A 17,511-nucleotide genomic window follows, 5' to 3' on the forward strand; every position below is an offset into this window, starting at 1 on the left:
AGGGATAACAATCATAGGGACGCGCCACACAGGTCGGCAATGGCGAATCCATGGTTTATTGTGAGTCGGCAAGCCGCTTGCCATCAGATGCCGGGGAAAGTTCTTGAGCAGGAAAAGCTATAGCATTGCTATCGTTGGGGCCGGAGCCGCAGGCTTGAGTGCCGCTCTGGCATTTGCCCGCGATGGGTTCGAGACGGTTCTGATCGGCGGCTTGGATACCCGGCGCGACGGGCGCACTGTCGCCCTCCTCAACGGCTCCATCCGTTTTCTGGAGGCCTTGGGCGTTTGGCCATCCCTCATCCCGGAGGCGGCTCCCTTAGGGACCATGCGGATTATCGACGATACGGGCAGCCTCTTCCGCCCGCCCCCAGTTTCCTTCTCCGCCAGCGAAATCGACCTCGATGCCTTCGGCTGGAACATCGAGAATGCCACCCTCGTGGAGGAGCTGGCGGAATCCGCAAAGACCTATGAAAACCTGACCATTTTGCCCCAACAGGCAACCGATTTCCGCGCCGAGGCGGACCGGGCCATCCTCACCCTGGCCGATGGCTCCGAGGTCGAGGTAAATCTCGTGGTCGCAGCGGACGGCCGGAATTCCAGGCTTCGCCAGACCGCCGGGATCGAGGCTCAGACCTGGTCCTACCCGCAGACCGCCCTTACGGCGATCCTGGCCCATGACCGGGAGCACCGGGAGGCCTCAACCGAGTTCCATACCCGCCACGGCCCCTTCACGCTCGTCCCCCTGCCAGGCAAACGCTCGAGCCTCGTCTGGGTGACCAGCCAGAAGCAGGCCGAACAGCTCTCCAAACTTGACGATCAAGCCTTGGCACTCGCCATCGAGCATCAGGCCCAGTCGCATCTCGGCGCCATGCGCATCGACGGTCCGCGCGGATTGGTTCCGATGAGCGGTCTGTCGGTCAACCGCTATGGGGCACCGCGTCTGGCTCTCGTCGGAGAAGCGGCGCATGTCTTCCCTCCAATCGGTGCGCAAGGGCTCAATCTCGGTTTCCGAGATGTGGCCTCATTGCGGGATGCGGTGGTGGATGCGTTCGACAATGGGCGCGAGCCCGGATCGCCTGAAACCCTCCGCCAGTACCAGCGCAGCCGCGATCTAGATGTCCGCCTGCGTACCGCCGCAGTGGACGGCCTCAATCGAACTCTCCTGACCGGCCTGCTTCCGGCGGATCTCCTGCGAGGCGCTGGCCTTCTGGCTCTCAGCAAGATCGGCTTCCTGCGCCGTGCCGTCATGCGCGAAGGCGTGCTGCCCCACATGGGAGCACCGCGCATGATGCAGGATGCATCGGCTGCTTAAGGGAAGAGGTCGTAAGGCAGCGTGCCGGTCTTGGTGGTGAGGTAGAGAACCGCCGTCAGCGTGAAGATCGACACCAGCGTGCCGATGAGCACGCAGGCGGAGGCTCGCTCTACGCCCACGTTGTATTGGGTGGATATGACGAAGATGTTCAGGGCTGGCGGCAGCGCCGCCATTATCATCGCCGCATAGGTCCAGGTCTGCCCGAAATCCCCGATGGCCGACAAAGCCACCCAGACCAGCAGCGGGTGCAGGATCAGCTTGATGAAGACGAGCGCCGGCACTTCGCCAGGGATACGCCCCAGAGGCCGCAGGGCAACGGTGACGCCGAGCAGGAACAGGGCGCAGGGCGCGGCGGAGCCGGAAAGCCATGTGATCATCTGGTTGATGGGCCCGGGCACTTCGAGGTGAAGATAGCTCGCCGCGATGCCGAGAGCCGTCGCCACGTTGAAGGGATGGGTCACCACCCGCCAGACGATGCGACGGATCGTAGCCGTCAGGTCCAGCCTCTCCAGGCCTGCCACCGACATGAGCAGCGGCACCACAGAGAACAGGAACAGGTTGTCGAACACGAAGATGAGCACGACCGGAGCGCTGGCCGCCGGTCCTATGGCCGCCAGGATCAGGGGCGGCCCCATATAACCGATATTGGAATAGGACCCGGCGACGCCCTGCATGACCGATTGCGGCAGATCTTTCGTATGGCGCCAGCCTGCCGCGAAAGACAGAACGAAGGCAAAAGCCGTCGAGAAGGTCGTTGCCGCGATGAACGCCCAATTGGCGAGCTGGTCCAGGGGCTTATCCGCGATCAGTCGGAAGAACAGGCACGGCAGCGCCACGTAGATCAGGAAGAACTGCATCCAAGCGAGGCCGCTCTCCGGCTGCTTGACGATCTTGCCGCAGAAGAAGCCCAGTCCGATCAGGCCGAAGAATGGGGCAAGCAGGTTGAAAAGCCCGATCAGGTCGGACATCGCGGGCTCCCGATGCAAGGATGAGAAGCGAGACTGAGGAGATCATTCTTCTCGCAAGGTTCTAACCCTGCAGCAATCCCATCCTGCGAAGGCCACCAGACCAAAAATGCAATGCTCGCAGGTGCTTCCGCCGAGAAAAGGCACGCTGCCTATGCGTGCCAGGAAGGTAAGCCGTTGATGGGCCTCTCTGAATTGTGACGGCCGCCGATTTGAAGATTCCCGCCCAGGTGGCTATATGCAAGGTCAAGGAGTTAGACCAATGCCCATGAAAGCGAGTTCAGCGAGATTCGCGATCGGCCAGGTGGTCAGGCATCGCCTGTTCGACTTCAGGGGCCTCATCTTCGATGTGGACCCGGAATTCGACAACACGGAAGAGTGGTGGCTGTCCATTCCCGAGGACGTGCGGCCCCGCAAGGACCAGCCCTTCTATCACCTCTTCGCCGAGAACGCCGAAACCGAATACATCGCCTATGTGTCCGAGCAGAACCTGATGCCGGACCATTCGGACGAGCCCCTGCGCAATCCCATGATCGAGGAAATGTTCGTGCGAGAGCCGAATGGGGGCTACCGGGCCAAACCCATGCTCGCCAATTAATTCAGCCGCGTAAACGAAAACGCCGGGCGATAAGCCCGGCGTTTCTTTTTGTATGGACTTCCAGAAATTAGGGCTTCGGAGCAGCCTGAGCGCTCGGAGCGGCAGCGCCACCCTGGCCCTGGCTCTGAAGCATCTTCTGGCGCATCTCTTCGCTCTTCTTCTGAAGCTCTTCCTGAAGCTTCTTCTGCTGCTCTTCAAGCACCTTCGGATCGATCGGAGGACCGTCGAAGGACTTGCCGAAACCGGCAGCCGGAACGGCGAAGGTGATCTCGCGACCAACCTGGTTCTGAACGCTGACGTTCAGGTTAGCGCCCTTCTTGAGCGACGCGATGAAGTCGTCCTTCACCGGAGCCTCGGCGAAGCAGCCGTTGGGCAGGCACATCACGAAGCTGCCGGGAATCGGCTGGCCCTGGTCCACGGCGAAGCGCAGGCCGGGCTTCAGGAGCAGGCCGAGCGGCATCACGAAGCGCACGACCTTCTGGGCCTGCTGGCCCTTCACGTCGTAGACGGCGAGAGCGAGAACCGGCTGGTTCTGATCCGAGACGAAGTCGCGGGTGGTGTAGCAGATCTCGGTGTTGGTGTTCTGGTCCTTGCCGCAAACCTTGGTCCATTCCGGCTGGGAAGGCTCAGCCTTCACCTGGACGACCGTAGGGCCGGCAGCCTGCTGCGGCTGAGCAGCTTGGCCAGGGGCAGGAGCAGCGGGGCGCGCAGGCTGGGCGGCGGGAGCCGCAGGTCGCGGCTGCTGAGCCTGAGCGAAAGCGGGTGCGCTGGCGAGAAGGGCCAGGGCAGTAGCCAGGCCGCGGGTGCCCCCCAAGCTCGCGATGCGTGTCGCGAAAGACATGTCGTTACTTCCTCTTCAGTCGAAAGGTTCGGCTCTTGAATGGACCGCTGGAAATCGGCGTTCTTAAACCTGCAATGGGACGGTGAATCTTTGCCGATTGCGGCGAAGACATGACCTGTGGCGCTCCTTTAACCTTTCATGTGCTAGGTTTCCAGTCACTTCCGGCAACTTTCTGTACAATATTGCCCGGGAAGCACCGATACGTATCCGGAACTCCATGAACTGCAGATTTACGAGGATTTTAGGCTTTTTTGCCGCCATGGCCGTGGCGATTTGCGGGCCTATGGTCGCAGCCGAGGCGGAAACTCTGCGGCATGCCATTGCCATGCACGGGGAGCCCGCGCTTTCCGTAGGCTTCCCTCACTTGCCCTATGCCAAGCCTGACGCACCGAAGGGCGGACGAATCACGCTGGCGATTCAGGGTACCTTCGACAGCCTCAATCCCTTCATCGTTCTGGGTGTCGCTCCGCCCGCCATTCCCGCTTACGTCGTCCAGAGCCTGATGATCCGCTCCCAGGACGAGCCGTTCACCCTCTACGGCCTGGTCGCCGAATCGGTCGAGCTTCCGGATGATCGGAGCTTCGTGACCTTCCACCTCAATCCCAAGGCCCGCTTTTCGGACGGCCACGCCCTGACGGCGGAGGATGTGCGCTTTACCTTCGACGTGCTCAGGAAGCACGGGAAGCCTTTCTATCGGACGAGCTTCGGGCAGGTAAAAAAGGTCGATGTCCAGGATGCCTACCGCATCCGCTTCGACCTCTCAGGCAGCAATGACCGAGAACTGCCGCTGCTGATTGCGATGATGCCGATTTTCGCCGCCCATGCGACCAATCCCGACACCTTCGACCGGACCACCCTCACCCCTCCCATCGGCTCAGGCCCCTACACCATCAGCGAGGTGCGGCCCGGCGAGCGCGTGGTCCTGAAGCGCCGCAAGGACTTCTGGGCAGACGATCTGCCGGTTCTGCGCGGGCTTTATAACTTCGACGAGATCCGCTTTGACCTCTATCGCGACGCCAACACCATGTTCGAGGCGTTCAAGGCGGGCCTTTATGATTACAGGCTGGAAGGCGACCCGACCCGGTGGGCCACCGGATACGACTTTCCCAGCGCCAGGGACGGCAGGATCAAGCGTGAAACACTCCCGATCCAACTGCCCAAGGGCATGAGCGGCTTCGTGTTCAATACCCGCCGCCCCCTCTTCGCCGATGTCAGAGTGAGAGAAGCGCTTGGCTACATGTTCGATTTCGACTGGCTGAACCGCAACCTTTTCTATGGTTATCTCAAGCGGTCGGACAGCTTCTTCGCCGGCTCCGAACTCGCCTCGACCGGAAGACCCGCCTCCGAACGCGAGCGGCAACTCCTCAACCCGTTTCCGGATGCGGTTCGCGAGGACATTCTTGAAGGTCGCTGGTCGCCCCCCTCGCCTGACGGAACGGGCCGAGACCGGGATATGGCGCGCCACGCCTTGACGCTACTCTCCGAGGCAGGCTGGGATCTCAAGAACAATGTCCTTCGAAACCGGAAAACCGGAGAGCCTTTCCGCTTCGAGATGCTTGTGAATTCGCGATACCAGGAGCGCCTAGCCCTAAATTATGCGCAAGCACTTGAACGGATCGGGATCGGCGTTAGGGTTCGCTTGGTGGATGACGTCCAATACTGGCGGCGCATCTCCCGATTCGAATACGACATGATCCAATGGGTTTGGCCGGCTTCGGCCTCACCCGGCAACGAACAGCGCAATCGCTGGGGCTCGGAGGCTGCTCAGAAGGATGGTTCCTTCAACTACGCCGGAGCTACCTCTCCTGCCATCGATCGCATGATCGACGCCCTGCTGGAGGCGAAAACGAAAGAGGACTTCGTCTCTTCCGTTCGTGCCCTCGACCGTGTGCTGCTGTCGGGCTTTTACGTGATCCCGCTCTTTTACGTGGGCGATCAATGGCTTGCCTATGACAGCAGTCTGAAGAGGCCGGATCGCACGCCTCTTTTCGGCGCTTCAGTCGACACTTGGTGGAGAGCGCCGAACTGACCAGTCGCTGAAACAGGGCTGCATTTATTGTTGAGCTTCCATTCATGTAGGGAATGCAACTAAACCTAGGCTTGGCTCGTTGAGGAGCACGTCTCCGGCTCAACGAGCGCGGTTCCAACGCAAGGGTGTTGCAATGAATGGCATGCAGAAGGTACTCGTCGTCGATAGCGGCGAGCGCGCTCCTGACAGCGCTCTTTCAGCAGAACTCGCGGGCATGGGATATGCGAGCGTCACGGCCCCCTTTGAAGCCGCTGACGATGTGCTCGCTCTGATCCCCAGCCCTGCCGCCGTAGTGCTGCAGATGCCTCAGCATGCCGATTGGTCCGAGCGCCGCCGGTTCCTGGAACTCGCCACCCGCCTGCGCAAGACTTTGGCGGAGACGCATACCCCCGTCATCGTCACGGGCGCGGTGAATGGCGCTGCCACGATGCTTCAGAACCACTTGAGCTCTCTGCCTGTAGCTGCTGCCGATCTTTGATCAAAGAAGATCGAAAGCCTTCCTTTCTGTGTTCGCGGCATCTTCGCTCGTTGCGAATACGGCGCTTGTGCGCTTAGCGCTGAGGGAATGGTAGATAGCCACCGTACTCCCCGGCCCGCCACCTGTATGTCCGGCAACCGATTTTCCGGTTGTCGTTTCGCCCTTCATCATTCCCAGTCCATAACCCGGCACATGCCAGGAGCGTCCTTCTATAGGTCCCCCGAGAGCATGAGCCGATTGCATCTGTTGGAGAGTTTCGCTCTTCAGCAATGTGTCGCTCATGAGACGGTGAAGGAGCAGCGCAGTATCGGCAATGCTGCCCACGAGCAGTCCATGATAAACCCAGCCCGGGTGATAGCCCTGGGCAGTTCCCATGGCGATATCGTTGAGATCGCGCGTTTCCATCGCGACCTTCGCACTTCTGATATCGAGTGGATCGAATACCAAATCGCGCAAGGCTGAACCGAGCCCTTGGCCTGTCGCATTCTCAATGATCTGCCGGACGAAAAGATAGCCGATGTTCGAATAATCCCACCCTTCCTCCGGCACGTAGCGAAGACGTTCCGCGTCGGTCTCTTCGAGCAGGAACGAAACGGACCAAGGCTCGTCGCCTCGCGCTACTGCATCATGGTACGAACGGAACCACCCGTAGTCCGGCAGGCCGGAGCGGTGCTGGAGAAGATTTCGCAGCGTATACGGCTTGCCGTTCAGGGGTTCATCCAGGTGAAGCAAGCCCTTTTCAACGAGAACGAGTGCGGCTGAAGCCAAAACAGTCTTGCTGAAACTCCACCACGGCACCAAGCGGTCCGCGCCATGCGCCTCTATGACCGCTCCGTCCTCCACGACGGCCCATGACTCGACACTCACATCAAGCCGCCTTCTTCTCGGCAATCCGCACCAGATCGCGCAAGATGATGGTGGATGCCTTGATGCGCTCATCCGGCGTTTCGATATCGCGCACGAACACGATCTTCATGTCGGGACGCACTTTCGCGAAGGAGGCCTGCTCCGTCACGTAGGAGATGAGGCCTGTTGGATTGGCGAAGGAATTGTCGCGGAAGGAGATGATGATGCCCTTCGGGCCGCCATCCACCTTCTCCACATTGGCACGGCGGCAAAGCACTTTGATCGCCATGATCTTAAGAAGCTGATCGACCTCTGACGGCACCGGACCGAAGCGATCGACGAGCTCCGCGCGGAAGCCGTCGATTTCCGTAGCAGACTCGAAGGTCGAGAGGCGGCGATAGAGGCCGAGGCGCAGTTGCAGATCGGCGATGTAACTTTCGGGGATCATCACCGGTGCGCCAACCGCGATGGTGGGCGACCACTGATCTTCCGCCGGCTCCTCGATGCCTGCCTTCAACTGAGCGACAGCCTCTTCCAGCATTTGCTGATAAAGCTCGTAGCCCACTTCCTTGATGTGGCCGGACTGTTCCTCGCCGAGCAGATTGCCTGCGCCACGAATGTCGAGATCGTGCGAAGCGAGCTGGAAGCCTGCGCCGAGCGTATCGAGCGTCTGCAACACTTTCAGGCGGCGTTCGGCCTGCGCCGTCAGATTCTTGTTGGCCGGCACTGAGAAGAGGGCATAGGCACGTGTCTTCGAGCGGCCAACGCGTCCGCGCAGCTGATAGAGCTGGGACAGACCGAACATATCGGCGCGATGCACGATGAGCGTATTGGCGGTCGGAATGTCGAGGCCGGATTCCACGATAGTGGTAGAGAGCAGGATATCGTACTTGCCCTCGTAGAAGGCCGTCATGACGTCTTCCAATTGCCCAGCAGCCATCTGCCCGTGCGCGACGGCCACTTTCGCTTCCGGCACTTCCTTGTCGAGGAAGGCCTTCACCTCGCCGAGATCGTCTAGGCGCGGCACCACGTAGAACGCCTGCCCGCCTCTATAACGCTCACGCAGCAGAGCCTCGCGGATGAGAAGCGGATCGAAAGGCGTGATGAAGGTTCGCACCGCCAGACGGTCTACCGGCGGCGTGGTGATGAGCGAGAGTTCCCGCACGCCGGTGAGCGCAAGTTGCAGGGTGCGCGGGATCGGCGTCGCGGAGAGCGTCAGCACATGCACCTCGGCGCGCAGCTCCTTCAGGCGCTCCTTATGGGTCACGCCGAAATGCTGTTCCTCGTCGATGATGATAAGGCCGATATCCTTGAACTTGATCGACTTTCCGAGCACCGCATGGGTGCCGACGACGATATCGACCGAGCCGTCCGTCAAACCTTCCTTCGTCTTCTTCAGCTCGGCTGAGGGCACGAAGCGGGAGGCCTGCGCGATGTTGAGCGGCAGGCCTCGGAAACGGTCGCAGAAGGTCTTGTAATGCTGGCGCGACAGCAGCGTGGTCGGCACTACCACGGCCACCTGCTTGCCGCTCATGGCTGCGACAAAAGCGGCGCGAAGGGCCACCTCCGTCTTGCCAAAACCCACATCGCCGCAGACGAGGCGATCCATGGGGCGGCCCGAGGCCATGTCGTCCAGCACCGCCTCGATGGCGTTGAGCTGATCCTCGGTCTCGTCATAGGGGAAGCGCGCGGCGAACTCGTCGTAGAGGCCTTCCGGCGGCACCATACGCGGCGCGTCCTTGAGGATGCGTGCAGCAGCGATCTTCATGAGTGCGCCCGCCATCTCGCGGATGCGCTGCTTCATGCGCGCCTTGCGGGCCTGCCAGGCGCCGCCACCGAGCTTGTCGAGCTGAACTTCCGTCTCTTCCGATCCGTAGCGGGTCAGAAGCTCGATATTCTCCACCGGCAGGAACAGGCGGTCGCCGCCGGCATAATGCAGCTCGAGGCAATCGTGCGGCGCGCCAGCAGCCTCGATGGTCTTCAGGCCCTCGAACCGACCAATACCATGATCCACGTGCACCACGAGATCGCCGGGCGTGAGCGCAGCAACTTCGGTCAGGAAGTCCTGCGGACGCTTCGACTTGCGTTTCTGGCGCACGAGACGGTCGCCGAGGATGTCCTGCTCGCTGATGACGGTGAGATCGCCCGTCTCGAAACCGTGCTCCAGCGGCCAGACCCCGACCGGGATCTCGTTGCGCGGATAAGCCATCGCCTCGGAGAACCGGCCAATCGGCTTCGTCTGTCGCAAATCATGGTCTTGCAGGACATGACAGAGGCGCTCGCGCGAACCATCCGTCCATGCACCGAGGATCACGCGGCGGCCTTGCTTCTGCTGGTCGCGAATGTGGGCGACCACCGCCTCGAATACATTCGCGCTCTCGTCCGCACGTTCCGCGATGAAGTTGCGTCCCTGGCGCGCTTCGCAATCCACGACGATTTTAGGCGCACCGGATTCCGGCATGGCGAACGGCGTGAGCTTCGCCAGCGGCAGCGAGGAGGTTCGCTCCGCCCATTCGTCAGGCTTGAAGTAGAGCTGATCGGGAGGCAGCGGACGATAGGGCGCAACGCCAGGCTGGTTCTGGCCCATATTCTCGCGACGTGCGTCGTAATAATCCTTCACCTGCGACAAGCGCTCAGCCGCTGCATCGTCGGCCAGCGCATCGAACACGACCGGAATATCGGGCACGTAATCGAGCAGTGTGTCGAGATGGTCGTGGAACAACGGCAGCCAATGCTCGAGACCAGGATAGCGCCGCCCCTCGCTGATCGCCTCATAGAGCCGGTCGTCGCGGGTGGGCGCGCCAAAGGCAGCCACATAGGATTGGCGGAACCGCTTGATGCTCTCGGTGGTGAGCTGCACCTCGCTCATGGGTACGAGATCGAGGGAGCGCAGAGTTCCGACAGTACGTTGATTTTCCGGATCGAAGGCGCGGATCGATTCCAGCGCATCGCCGAAGAAGTCGAGACGCACCGGGTTCGGCAGTCCTGCAGGATAAAGATCGATGATGCCGCCGCGCACGGCATATTCGCCGGTGTCGCGCACCGTGCCCGTGCGCATGAAGCCGTTGGATTCGAGCCAGTTGATGAGGAGCGTCGTGTCCACCACGTTGCCCGGCGCGGCGGAGAATGTTTCCGCCGCGATGCGGTTTCTGGGCGGCACCCGCTGCACGAGAGCATTCACCGTGGTGGAGAGAATGCGCGGCTTCTCCTCCGAGGTTTTGGAACGCGTCAAACGAGCCAGTGTCGTCATGCGCTGCGCAGTGATCGCCGAATTGGGCGACACCCGGTCGTAAGGCTGGCAATCCCAGGCCGGGAACGTGAGAATTTCGATTTCCGGGGCGATGAAACCGAGACTGTTGGCGAAATTCTGCTGCCTCTGCCCGTCCCGCGATACATGGACCAGAACGGCCGGGCCTTCGATGCTTCCCGACAGGCCGCGTGCCAGATCAGCCACGGCGAGCGCATCGAAGCCCTCCGGAACGCTGGCAAGCGTCAGGCCTTGGCCTTTCTTGAGGGCATCGAGAGCACGGGTCAGAGCAGACTTCATGGCAGCGTGTCAGGTCACAATGGAGGAGAACGCGGGCCTCTCGGCCCGGTTCGAGTGAATGGTTCTTACAGTGTCATTCCCGGCGAGCGAAGCGAGGGAAGGGAATCCATAGCGCCGCACTTGAACGTGGATCCCCTTCCCGGTCCTGCGGACCGCCGGGGATGACATCGCGTCAGTTATGAATCGGCGACGTATGCGTGTGGAACGCCTTCAACCGCCGAAACAAGGGGGTGTCGTAGTTCGAGGGCGTCTCGATCTCTCCGGTGATCCAGCCGAGCAGGTCCCGGTCCGTCACCTCGATCAGGCGCTCGAACTCGGCCAGATCCTCGTCGGAAAGCTCCCCGATCTCGGCATCCGCGAAGCGGCCCATGATCAGGTCCATCTCGCGCATACCCCGGTGCCAGGACCGGTAAAGGATCTGCCTGCGGCGGACATCGAGGTCGGCGCTTGTACGTGTCGTCCCGCTCATGAAAAATGCTCCGGTTGATCAAAGATAACGTCGCTTCGAAGCGGCTTGGCCGCTATATAACCATCTCCCTTCGACTTGACACCCGTTAGATGCCCTTGCGCCCTTCCATTCTCGATCCCTTGTTCGCCCCGGCAGCTACTCTGCCCGGCGTCGGACCGAAGATCGCCCCCCTGCTGGACCGCCTCCTGGGCGAGCCGGGAAAGCCTGCGCGCGTGGCGGACCTGCTGTTTCACCTGCCCAGCAGCGGCATTTCCAGGGAAATGAAAGGCTCCATCGCCGATGCGCCCGTGGGCGAGCCGGTGACTCTCTCGGTGACGGTCGCGGCCCATCGCCCGCCCCAGCCCGGCCGTCGCGCGCCCTATCGCATCCTGGTGGAGGATGAGACCGGCGACGTCTCCCTGGTCTTCTTCAACGGGCACAAGGCCCGTCTCGAGAAGCTGCTGCCCGTGGGCGAGCGGCGCTACGTCTCTGGCAAGATCGAGCTCTGGGATGGCCGGCGCCAGATGGTCCACCCTGACCGGATCCTGGACGAGAAAGGCATCGAGAGCCTGCCCGCTGTCGAGGCTGTCTATGGCCTGACCGAGGGGCTCTCCTCACGCATGGTGGGAAAGTTTATCGGTACGGCCCTTGAGCGCGTGCCCAACCTCGCCGAGTGGCAGGATGCCGCCTGGCTAGACCGGAATGGCCTGCCCGATTTTCAAAGGGCGCTGTTCGCCTTGCACAGGCCGGACAACGCTTCGCAGTTGTCCGAGGAGGCGATTGCCAAGTCGGCTCCTCGCCGCCGCTTGGCCTATGACGAGTTGCTCGCTTCCCAACTCGCCCTTGCGCTCGTGAGAAGCCGCATGCGCCGCCTGCCGGGCCGGGTGAATGCGGGTGACGGACACCTCGTCGAGAAACTTAAGAACGCCCTGCCCTTCGGCCTCACCGCGTCCCAGGCCAAGGCCGTCGAGGACATTCGGCAGGATCTTGTCTCCGACAAGAAGATGCTGCGGCTCCTCCAGGGCGATGTGGGCTCGGGCAAGACCGTCGTTGGCCTGCTCACCATGGCGAGCGCCATCGAGGCTGGCCGTCAGGCTGCGATGATGGCGCCGACGGAAATTCTGGCCCGCCAGCATTACGAGCGTCTCGCACCCATGGCCGAAGAGGCCGGACTGACCATCGCGCTCCTCACGGGCCGTGAAAAAGGCGTTGCCCGCAGAACCGTGCTGGAAGGCCTTGCCGACGGCAGCATTCAGATTGCTGTCGGTACCCACGCCCTATTTCAAGAAGGTGTCGCGTTCCATGATCTCGGTGTCGCCGTCGTCGACGAGCAGCACCGCTTCGGCGTCCATCAGCGCCTCGCGCTGGGCTCGAAGGGCGAGGCCGTCGATATTCTCGTCATGACCGCAACGCCCATTCCGCGCACCCTGGCGCTCACTTATTTCGGCGACATGGACGTGTCGGTGCTGAGCGAGAAACCTGCTGGCCGCAAGCCTATCGCCACGAAACTCATCTCCATCGACCGGCTCGACGAAGTGATCGGCGGCATGGGCCGCGCCATCGCCAATGGCGATCAGGTTTACTGGGTCTGTCCGCTCGTGGGCGAATCCGAATCCATCGATCTCGCCGCTGCCGAGGAGCGTTTCGAGACGCTCAAGAGCTTCTTCGGCGATCAGGTCGGCCTCGTTCACGGCAAGATGGCCGGCAAGGACAAGGATGCCGCCATGGAGCGCTTCTCCAGCGGCGAAACCAAGATCCTCGTCTCCACCACCGTGATCGAAGTGGGCGTGGACGTACCCAATGCCACGGTCATGGTGATCGAACACGCGGAGCGCTTCGGCCTCGCGCAACTTCATCAGCTGCGCGGCCGCATCGGGCGCGGCTCGAAATCCTCTACTTGTCTTCTCGTCTACAAGGGACCGCTCGGACAGGTGGCACAGGCGCGCCTCGAAATGATGCGCCAGACGGAAGACGGTTTCCGCATCGCCGAGGAGGACTTACGTCTGCGCGGTGAAGGCGAAGTGCTGGGCACCCGCCAATCGGGCACGCCCGGCTTCAAGCTCGCCCGCCTTGAGGTGGACGGCGATCTACTCGCAGCCGCGCGCGACGATGCGCGCCTGATCGTCGACAAGGATCCGGAGCTTCTGAGCGAGCGCGGCCAGGCCCTGCGGACCATGCTCTACCTGTTCGAGCGGGATTCCGCGATCAAGCTGTTGCGGGCGGGTTAGCCTTCACCAAACTCCGGACACGTCGATATGGTCCGGGCTTAAGCCGTTCTGGCTGCGCTCGTACATGGTCACATACGCAGCCTCGAGGTTACGGGTGAAGCGCTGCGTGTCGAAGAGCTTGCTGGCCGGGAGGTTCCCGGCGAGCTTCGCCTTGAGTGCCTCGTGCTTGCCGGGGTTCGTCGCGAGCTCGACCGCGAGGCTCTCATATTCCTCCTCGCTTTCCGCAACCAGCTCAGGCATGCCGACGGCATGAAGAAGGCTTGCCCCCATTCTCGCCACGAAGGCTTCTCCTTTGCGCGTGAGAACGGGCAGCCCCACTCTCAGCGCGTTGCTGGCCGTCGCGCCCGCATTGTACGGGCTGGTGTCGAGGAAAAGATCGGCCATCTTTTGCCGCGCCAGATGCTCCTCCAATGGAAGGCGCTCGGCAAACACGAGACGGCTGCCGGGGATGCCGCGCTTCTCCGCTTCTCGCTTCAAATTATCGATGGTCAATGGGTTGGCGGCATACAGCCACAGGACACTGTCCGGTACGCGCTTCAGAATGCGCATCCAGGTGTCGTATACCTGCGGGGTGATCTTATAGGCATTGTTGAACGAGCAGAAGACAAAGGCGTTCTCCGGAAGCCCGGCCTCATTTCGAGTGAAAGCACGGGTTGAGACCTGTTGCTTGTCGTCATTGGATTGGAACGTATCCAGATAAACGACCTTCTCCGAGTAGAAGCGCCGATGGCTTTCAGGAATGCCGATCCGATCCGCGATGAGGTAATCGATATAGGGCGCTCCCATCGTACCGATAAAGCCGATGTAACTCGCCTGGATCGGCGCCGCCCTTTGAGCGAATATTCTCGTGCGCGCCTCGGTCGTGTAGCCGTTCAGGTCGATGGCAATGTCAATTTCAAGGTCGCGAGCCTGCTTCGCGATCTCGTCCATCGGCATGTTTCCAAGGTTCAAGAACCGATCGGCCGCATCGACCACTCTCTTGCGCCAAGGGTCCTGACGCTCGGACCCGAATGCGAAAGCAGAGATCTCAAAGCGAGATTTGTCGTGATGCTCCAAGACACCCGCGAGCAGATGCGTCACCGGATGATTGCCGAAATCCGAGGAAAAGTAACCGACCCTGATCTTGTCGCGCCTGGGGTAAGGCGTAATCGGCGGCGCGATGCTGGAGGCCGGATATCTCGTCGTGGTATGATGCTCGGATACTTTCCTATGAAGCTCCGGATCATCCAGCATGGACAAGATCGTAAAGGGGCCGGACACTTTGGGATTGCAGGCAATCAGCTCCATCTGCTCCGCGGCCTGATCTCCAGCTCCGTCCCACTTCGCCAGTTGGCGCTGTGCATAGAGAAAGTCTCCGAGCAGGCCATCGGCATCCGGATCTAAAGCCCAGGCTCTTTCATAGGCGCTGAAGGCATCAGGCAGTCGCTTGAGAAGCATGTATATGCTGGCTCTGTTGTAATGAGCTTCCGCATGATCCGGCTTCAGCTCCAAAACCTTATCATAGGTTGTCAGCGCCTCATCAAGGCGGCGCATTTCCAGCAGCGTGCTTCCTCTGTTGAAATAGGCATCGACGTAATCAGGCTTAAGCTCGATGGCTTTTGAAAAACTCTCGAGCGCTTCCTGAAGCCTGTACAGATCGATGAGAGCATTGCCTTTATTATAGTAAGCGTCTGCATAATCAGGTTTGACGGCAATCGCTTTGTTATACTTTTCGAGCGCCTCTTCCGCGCGTTCCAATTTTCGCAAAGCAATGCCGAGGTTGTAATAGGCCTTCGCGTAATTCGGCTTGAAAGTCGTGGCTTTCTCGAAGCTCTCGGCGGCATCCTGCGTCCGGCCGAGTTCATTCAAAACATTTCCGCGGTTGTAGTAGGCTTCGGCATAACCCGGCTTGAGAGCGATCGCCCGGTTATAGTGAGTGATCGCCTCTTCAAAGCGTCCGAGCTTATCGAGGGCTGCACCAAGATTGAATTGGGTCTCAGGCTGAGCCGGCAGGATGGAAACGGATTTGCTGAGATATTTGACGCAGTCTTCAAGGTTGCCGAGTTGATATTCGGCAGTCCCCAGAAGGCGGAGCACCTCAGCTTGCCGAGGCTGCGTTAAGAGGATTTTCTTGTAGAGGCTCTTGGCCTGTTCGATCTTGCCGGCCTGATGAGATGCCAAAGCCTGCTGAAGAGGCATCTGCGACTGCTGCGATCCAGGTTTCATGAATTCATCTCAATCCGGCTATTGAGGCCTCCATCCGACCCCATCTTGCAATGCTTTCGAATAACATTGCGTAACCTGGATTTGCAACATCCTGGATCTTCCGCAGCCCGTTGCTTGGCTGTCTTCCTGCTGCCTGCAAGGCAGCAGGAAAACTATTCTACCGTCACCGATTTCGCGAGATTGCGCGGTTGGTCCACGTCTTTGCCCATGAAGACGGCGGTGTGATAGGCCAGAAGCTGGATCGGGATCGAGTTCACGATGGGCGCGACGATCGGGTGGACGGACGGCATCACGATGGTCGCCATCGTGTCGAGGCCGGTTTCCAATGCGCCCTTTTCATCCGTGATGAGGATGATGCGCCCGCCGCGCGCGGCCACTTCCTGCATGTTGGAAACGGTCTTCTCGAAGATGTTGTCATAGGGCGCAATGACGATGACCGGCATGGTCTCGTCGATCAGGGCGATAGGTCCGTGCTTCAGTTCGCCCGCCGCATAGCCCTCGGCGTGAATGTAGGAAATTTCCTTGAGTTTGAGCGCACCTTCCATGGCCAGCGGGTAGGAAGTCCCGCGCCCGAGATAGAGCACGTCCTTCGCCTTCGAGAGCTCGCGCGCCAGAATCTCGATCTGATGCTCGCGCTTCATGGCTTCGCTCATCTGGCCGGGAACGGCGATGAGCGCATCCACCAGCTCCTTCTCCTCGTCGGCGCTCAACGCACCGCGAGCACGGCCTGCTGCGATGGCCAGAGAGAGAAGAACGGTAAGCTGGCAGGTGAAGGCCTTGGTGGAGGCCACGCCCACCTCGACGCCTGCAAGCGTCTGCGCCACGACGGCGCTTTCGCGCGCCATGGTGGATGTGGGAACGTTCACGACCGAAAGCGTGTGCTGCTTTTCGGAGGTGGCATAACGGAGCGAGGCCAGCGTATCCGCCGTCTCGCCGGACTGAGAGACGAAAAGCGCAAGCTCACCGGGCTCCATGGGAGCCTCACGGTAGCGGAATTCGGAGGCGACATCGATCTCGACCGGAATGCGCGCCAGGCGCTCGAACCAGTATTTCGAGATCAGCCCTGCCAAATAAGCCGTGCCGCAGGCCGAGATGGAAATCCGCTTCAGGTTCTTGAAATCGAAGGGCAATTCGACAGGAAGTTCGACCTGCCCTGCAGTGAAATTCACGTAGTGCGCGAGCGTACGTCCTACGACTTCCGGCTGCTCGTGAATTTCCTTGGCCATGAAGTGACGGTGATTGCCCTTGTCGGCCATGTATGAGCTGGTGAGGATCTTGTGGCGCGGACGCTGCACGATCTCTCCAGACGCATCGTGAATGTTCGCGCCCTTGCGGCGCAGGATCGCCCAATCGCCCTCTTCGAGATAGGTAATCTCGTCCGTGAACGGCGCGAGAGCCAAGGCATCCGAGCCCAGATACATCTCGTCTTCGCCATAGCCGATGGCAAGCGGCGCGCCGTGGCGCGCGCCGATCAGCAGATCGTCCTCGCCATTGAACAGGAATGCGAGCGCGAAAGCTCCCCGCAAACGCGGAAGGGTGACGGCGACGGCCTCCACAGGGCCTCGCCCCTGGCGCATTTCATAAGTCACGAGTTGCGCCACGACCTCGGTGTCGGTTTCCGTTTCGAACCGCACGCCTTTGACTTCGAGGCCTTCCTTCAGCTCGCGGAAGTTCTCGATGATGCCGTTATGGACGACCGCCAACTTGTCGGTCGCATGGGGATGAGCGTTGGTTTCGTTCGGCTTGCCGTGCGTGGCCCAGCGAGTATGGCCGATGCCGATCACGCCGGAGAGGGGCGATTGGGAAAGCTTCGTTTCAAGATTGCGCAGCTTGCCTTCCGCCCGGCGGCGTTCGAGATGCCCGTATTCAAGCGTCGCGACGCCGGCGGAATCATAGCCTCGGTATTCAAGGCGCTTCAGCGCTTCGACGATCTGCGGTGCGACAGCCGTGTTGCCGACGATTCCAACGATTCCGCACATGCCCTGAGACTTCCCCTCGAGACGTTAAGCTAAGC

At 60.9% G+C, this 17,511-nt stretch carries 12 protein-coding genes; 5 read left to right on the forward strand and 7 right to left on the reverse strand.

What is annotated here, in order from left to right; translation table 11 throughout:
• The first annotated feature begins 154 nt into the window (after positions 1–154).
• Positions 155–1,312 carry a UbiH/UbiF family hydroxylase gene (locus MHY87_RS14345; RefSeq protein ID WP_239352784.1) on the forward strand — a complete coding sequence of 386 codons (1,158 nt, stop codon included), beginning with the start codon at positions 155–157 and terminating at the stop codon, positions 1,310–1,312.
• Here MHY87_RS14345 and MHY87_RS14350 read toward each other — a convergent pair.
• On the reverse strand, positions 1,309–2,280 hold the full coding sequence (locus MHY87_RS14350) for an AEC family transporter (RefSeq protein ID WP_239352786.1): 972 nt from the start codon (positions 2,278–2,280) through the stop codon (positions 1,309–1,311). The genes MHY87_RS14345 and MHY87_RS14350 overlap by 4 nt on opposite strands.
• A gap of 265 nt (positions 2,281–2,545) precedes the next feature.
• Between MHY87_RS14350 and hspQ the strand changes: the two genes are divergently transcribed.
• A complete protein-coding gene (gene hspQ / locus MHY87_RS14355; RefSeq protein WP_239353263.1) occupies positions 2,546–2,875 on the forward strand; it encodes a heat shock protein HspQ in 330 nt (109 codons plus the stop codon).
• Between the two features lie 67 nt (positions 2,876–2,942).
• On the opposite strand, the gene MHY87_RS14360 is transcribed toward hspQ, so the two are convergent.
• A complete protein-coding gene (locus MHY87_RS14360) occupies positions 2,943–3,716 on the reverse strand; it encodes an invasion associated locus B family protein (RefSeq protein WP_239352788.1) in 774 nt (257 codons plus the stop codon).
• Between the two features lie 259 nt (positions 3,717–3,975).
• On the opposite strand from MHY87_RS14360, the gene MHY87_RS14365 reads away from it, so the two are divergent.
• Together MHY87_RS14365 and MHY87_RS14370 are read left to right on the forward strand one after the other, a co-directional pair.
• Positions 3,976–5,745, forward strand: coding sequence for an extracellular solute-binding protein (locus MHY87_RS14365; protein ID WP_239352790.1), 1,770 nt, complete (start codon positions 3,976–3,978; stop codon positions 5,743–5,745).
• Between the two features lie 142 nt (positions 5,746–5,887).
• The gene (locus tag MHY87_RS14370) at positions 5,888–6,223 is read left to right on the forward strand and encodes a hypothetical protein (protein ID WP_370644941.1); all 336 of its coding nucleotides are present in this window, start codon (positions 5,888–5,890) and stop codon (positions 6,221–6,223) included.
• Here the strand turns inward: MHY87_RS14370 and MHY87_RS14375 are convergent, their stop codons facing one another.
• The 3 genes from MHY87_RS14375 to MHY87_RS14385 all read right to left on the reverse strand — a co-directional run bounded on the left by MHY87_RS14375 (position 6,224) and on the right by MHY87_RS14385 (position 11,085).
• Positions 6,224–7,090 carry a serine hydrolase domain-containing protein gene (locus tag MHY87_RS14375; protein WP_239352794.1) on the reverse strand — a complete coding sequence of 289 codons (867 nt, stop codon included), beginning with the start codon at positions 7,088–7,090 and terminating at the stop codon, positions 6,224–6,226.
• Between the two features lies 1 nt (position 7,091).
• Positions 7,092–10,616: a transcription-repair coupling factor gene (gene mfd / locus MHY87_RS14380; protein ID WP_239352796.1), complete on the reverse strand. Its 3,525-nt coding sequence runs from the start codon at positions 10,614–10,616 to the stop codon at positions 7,092–7,094.
• 172 nt (positions 10,617–10,788) lie between these two features.
• The gene (locus MHY87_RS14385) at positions 10,789–11,085 is read right to left on the reverse strand and encodes a succinate dehydrogenase assembly factor 2 (protein ID WP_239352798.1); all 297 of its coding nucleotides are present in this window, start codon (positions 11,083–11,085) and stop codon (positions 10,789–10,791) included.
• A gap of 89 nt (positions 11,086–11,174) precedes the next feature.
• Between MHY87_RS14385 and recG the strand changes: the two genes are divergently transcribed.
• Complete coding sequence (recG, locus tag MHY87_RS14390) at positions 11,175–13,292, forward strand: ATP-dependent DNA helicase RecG (RefSeq protein WP_239352800.1); 2,118 nt, start codon at positions 11,175–11,177, stop codon at positions 13,290–13,292.
• 3 nt (positions 13,293–13,295) lie between these two features.
• Here the strand turns inward: recG and MHY87_RS14395 are convergent, their stop codons facing one another.
• Positions 13,296–15,497, reverse strand: coding sequence for a tetratricopeptide repeat protein (locus tag MHY87_RS14395; RefSeq protein WP_239352802.1), 2,202 nt, complete (start codon positions 15,495–15,497; stop codon positions 13,296–13,298).
• 152 nt (positions 15,498–15,649) lie between these two features.
• A complete protein-coding gene (glmS, locus tag MHY87_RS14400; protein WP_239352804.1) occupies positions 15,650–17,476 on the reverse strand; it encodes a glutamine--fructose-6-phosphate transaminase (isomerizing) in 1,827 nt (608 codons plus the stop codon).
• Positions 17,477–17,511: the final 35 nt, after the last annotated feature.

It is taken from the genome of Microvirga sp. ACRRW (assembly GCF_022346925.1).
Classification (GTDB): domain Bacteria; phylum Pseudomonadota; class Alphaproteobacteria; order Rhizobiales; family Beijerinckiaceae; genus Microvirga.

What these genes read in the sequence shown, in the direction of transcription:
- MHY87_RS14350 (WP_239352786.1), bottom strand. Translation starts at nt 2,280, where the DNA reads ATGTCCGACCTGATCGGGCTTTTCAACCTGCTTGCCCCATTCTTCGGC.
- hspQ (WP_239353263.1), top strand. Translation starts at nt 2,546, where the DNA reads ATGAAAGCGAGTTCAGCGAGATTCGCGATCGGCCAGGTGGTCAGGCAT.
- MHY87_RS14360 (WP_239352788.1), bottom strand. Translation starts at nt 3,716, where the DNA reads ATGTCTTTCGCGACACGCATCGCGAGCTTGGGGGGCACCCGCGGCCTG.
- MHY87_RS14365 (WP_239352790.1), top strand. Translation starts at nt 3,976, where the DNA reads ATGGCCGTGGCGATTTGCGGGCCTATGGTCGCAGCCGAGGCGGAAACT.
- MHY87_RS14370 (WP_370644941.1), top strand. Translation starts at nt 5,888, where the DNA reads ATGCAGAAGGTACTCGTCGTCGATAGCGGCGAGCGCGCTCCTGACAGC.
- mfd (WP_239352796.1), bottom strand. Translation starts at nt 10,616, where the DNA reads ATGAAGTCTGCTCTGACCCGTGCTCTCGATGCCCTCAAGAAAGGCCAA.
- MHY87_RS14385 (WP_239352798.1), bottom strand. Translation starts at nt 11,085, where the DNA reads ATGAGCGGGACGACACGTACAAGCGCCGACCTCGATGTCCGCCGCAGG.
- recG (WP_239352800.1), top strand. Translation starts at nt 11,175, where the DNA reads ATGCCCTTGCGCCCTTCCATTCTCGATCCCTTGTTCGCCCCGGCAGCT.
- MHY87_RS14395 (WP_239352802.1), bottom strand. Translation starts at nt 15,497, where the DNA reads ATGAAACCTGGATCGCAGCAGTCGCAGATGCCTCTTCAGCAGGCTTTG.
- glmS (WP_239352804.1), bottom strand. Translation starts at nt 17,476, where the DNA reads ATGTGCGGAATCGTTGGAATCGTCGGCAACACGGCTGTCGCACCGCAG.